General features: G+C 68.2%; 1 protein-coding gene. It reads left to right on the top strand.

The features are described 5' to 3' along the window. On the top strand, positions 1–3,370 hold a 3,370-nt coding region (locus tag NF616_RS21140), incomplete at both ends, for a condensation domain-containing protein (protein WP_252275734.1).

The raw sequence follows: 3,370 nt of genomic DNA on the forward strand, positions 1-3,370 counted from the left end.
CCGCACCGGCGACCTGGTGCGCTGGCGCGAAGACGGCACCCTGGACTACCTGGGTCGGGTCGACCATCAGGTGAAGATCCGTGGTTTCCGTATCGAACTGGGCGAGATAGAGAGCCAGTTGCTGGCCCTCGATGGCGTGCAGGAAGCGACGGTGATCGCCCGCGAGACGCCAACCGGCAAACAGCTGGTCGGCTACGTTGTCGCCAAAGACGGCACCGATGCCAATGTCTTGCGCAGCGAGCTGGCCAAGGTCCTGCCGGACTATATGGTGCCGGCACAGATCATCGCCCTGGAAAAACTCCCGCTGACCCCAGCCGGCAAGCTGGACCGTGCCGCGCTGCCGGAGCCGACTTGGCAGAGCCAGGACTATGAGGCGCCGCAGACCGACAACGAGCGCACCCTCGCCGCCATTTGGGCCGAAGTGCTGGGTGTGGAGCGGGTAGGGCGGCAGGATCATTTCTTCGAGTTGGGCGGTGACTCCATCGTCGCGCTGCAGGTGGTCAGTCGCGCCCGTCAGCAGGGCCTGGGCCTGACGCCAAAGGACCTGTTCCAGCAGCAGACCCTGACCCAGTTGGCCGGCGTTGCCCGCAGCGTCGCCGCACCGCTCGCCGAGCAGGGGCCGGTGACTGGCGCAGCACCGCTGCTGCCAATCCAGGCGCGCCTGCTGCAGCGCGAGGGCCTGGCCCCGTGCAACCAGTACCTGCTGCTGGAACTGGCCGAGCCGCTGCCGGCGGCTCAGCTGGAACAGGCCCTACAAGCCCTGGTTCAGCACCACGATGCTCTGCGTCTGCGCTTCGAACAGCACGTTGGCCAGTGGCAGCAAGTACATGCCGCCGAAACCGGCAGCCCTCTCCTGCAACAGGTCGAACTGGCCGCCGGCGAAGACCCGCAGCCGCACTACGACGCCGCCCAGCGCAGCATCGATCCGGCCAGCGGCGCGCACCTGCGCGGTCTCTGCCTGATCCAGCCGGGCCAGGCCGATCGCCTGCTGCTGTCCATCCACCACCTCGTGGTCGATGGCGTGTCCTGGCGCGTGCTGCTGGAAGACCTGCAGCGCGCCTGCCTGCAACTGACCAGCGGCCTGGCGGTACAGCTGCCGAGCAAGACCAGCGCCTTCAAGGCCTGGGGCGAACGCTTGGCCGGCTGGAACGTGGACGCACAGCTGCCGTACTGGCAGGCCCAGCAGGCCGCCGGTGGCGAACTGCCGCTGCTGAGCACCGAGGCCGGTAGCGAGGGCACTCGCCAGCGCCTGGAGCTGAGCCTGGACGCCGGTTTTACCCGCGACCTGCTGCAGGCCGGTCAGCAGGCCTATCGCCTGCGCGCCGATGAGCTGCTGCTGACTGCTCTTAGCCGCGTGCTGTGCAGCTGGAGCGAGCAGCCAACGCTGTGCGTGCACCTGGAAAGCCACGGCCGCGCGCCGCTGTTCGACGATATCGACCTGTCGCGCAGCGTCGGCTGGTTCACCAGCCTCTACCCCGTTCGCCTGCAACCGGAAGTCGAGCTGGCTGCCAGCCTCAAGGCGATTAAGGAACAACTGCGTGCCGTGCCCGACCTGGGCCTCGGCTACGGCCTGCTGCGCCAGCGTGAGCAGCTGCCCGAGTGTGCCCCGCAACTGCTGTTCAACTACCTCGGCCAGTTCGACGAAGGCGGCAATGGCCTGCGCCTGCGCGAAGGCGGCCTGTGGCGCGAAGCCGATGCGCCGCTGGACGCACCGCTGGTGATCAACGCCGAACAACGTGGTGGCGCCCTGCATCTGCACCTGGACTTCAACCCGCAGCAACTGGCGCGACCGACCCTGGAAGGTCTGCTCACCCGCCTGCAGGACGAGCTGCGCACCATCGCCCAGCATTGCCAGAAAACCCCGGCCAGACTGACCTCCAGCGATGTACCGCTGGCCGGCCTGAGCCAGGCCGAGCTGGATGCGCTGCCTGGTGTGGAGGACATCCACCCGCTGTCGCCGTTGCAGCAGGGCCTGCTGTTCCACAGCCAGCTGGAAGGCGCCGGCAGCTACGTCAGCCAGTTGCTGCTGCCGTTCACCGGCCTCAATCCGCTGCGCCTGCAGAACGCCTGGCGCCAGGTGCTAGCGCGTCATGGCGTGTTACGCAGCCGCTTCCTGCTGGGCGAACGCCCGCTGCAACTGGTGCAGGCCGAAGTCGAGCTGGACTGGCAGGATCTCGACTGGCGCGGTGTCGTCGATTTCGATGCGCAGCTGCAGGCTTTCTGCAGCGCCGAGCGCGAGCGCGGCTTTGCCCTCGACCAGGCGCCGCTGCTGCGCCTTGCGCTGATCCAGCGCGGCGCTGGCAACTTCGTGCTGGCCTGGACCCTGCACCATCTGCTGCTGGACGGCTGGAGCAACGGCCTGCTGTTCGCCGAAGTGCTGGCCCTGTACCACGGTGACCGCCTGCCGGCGCCGAGCAGCCAGTTCCGCGACTACATCAACTGGCTCGACGGCCAGGATGCCGCCGCCGAGCAGGCCTTCTGGCGTGAGCAGCTGGCCCCGCTGGACGGCGCCACCCGCATCGCCGGCTGCCTGCCGTGCCGCGTACCGGAGCAGGGGCATGCCCGTCATCCGCTGCCGCTGGACGCCGCCACCGAGCAACAGATTCGCGGCTTCGCCCAGCGCCATGGCCTGACCCTCAACACCCTGGTGCAAGCTGCCTGGGCCTTGCTGCTGGCGCGCCTGACCGGCAAACGCAGCCTGTGCTTCGGCGCCACCGTGGCCGGCCGCCCGACCGAGTTGGCCGGCAGCGAGCAGATGCTCGGCCTGTTTATCAACAGTCTTCCTGTCGCCGTGCAACTGCCGGCCGAACAGCCGCTGGGCGACTGGCTGGCCGCGCTGCAGGTGCAGAACCTGCAGCTGCGCGAGCACGAACACAGCCCACTGCACGATATCCAGCGCTGGGTCGGTAGCGCCGGCGAGGCATTGTTCGACAGCCTGCTGGTGTTCGAGAACTACCCGCTGGGCGATGCCCTCAAGCAGGCCGAGCGCGGTGAGCTGCGCCTGGGCATGCCGCAGAGCCACGAATTCACCCATTATCCTATGACCCTGGCCGTGCTGCCGGGCAGCCGCCTGGAACTGCTGCTGGCCTACGACCGCGCGCACTTCGATGCCCACGGCATCGCTCAGGTCGAGGCGCTGCTGCGCCGGGCGCTAGCGCTGGTATGCGGCAATCCGGCCCAGCCGCTAGGCAGCCTAGCGCTGCTGGGCGAAGCCGAACAATTCCTGCTGGACGAGTGGAACAAGCCGCGCCAGGACTTCGATGCTGCACGTCTGTTGCCGCAGCTGATCTCCGAGCAGGCACGCCTGCGCCCCGAGGCCATTGCTCTGGTGCATGGCGGCGAGCGGATTGCCTTCGCCGAGCTGGAAGCG

The organism is Pseudomonas subflava (assembly GCF_023823685.1).
In the GTDB taxonomy this organism is placed as follows: Bacteria; Pseudomonadota; Gammaproteobacteria; order Pseudomonadales; family Pseudomonadaceae; genus Aquipseudomonas; species Aquipseudomonas subflava.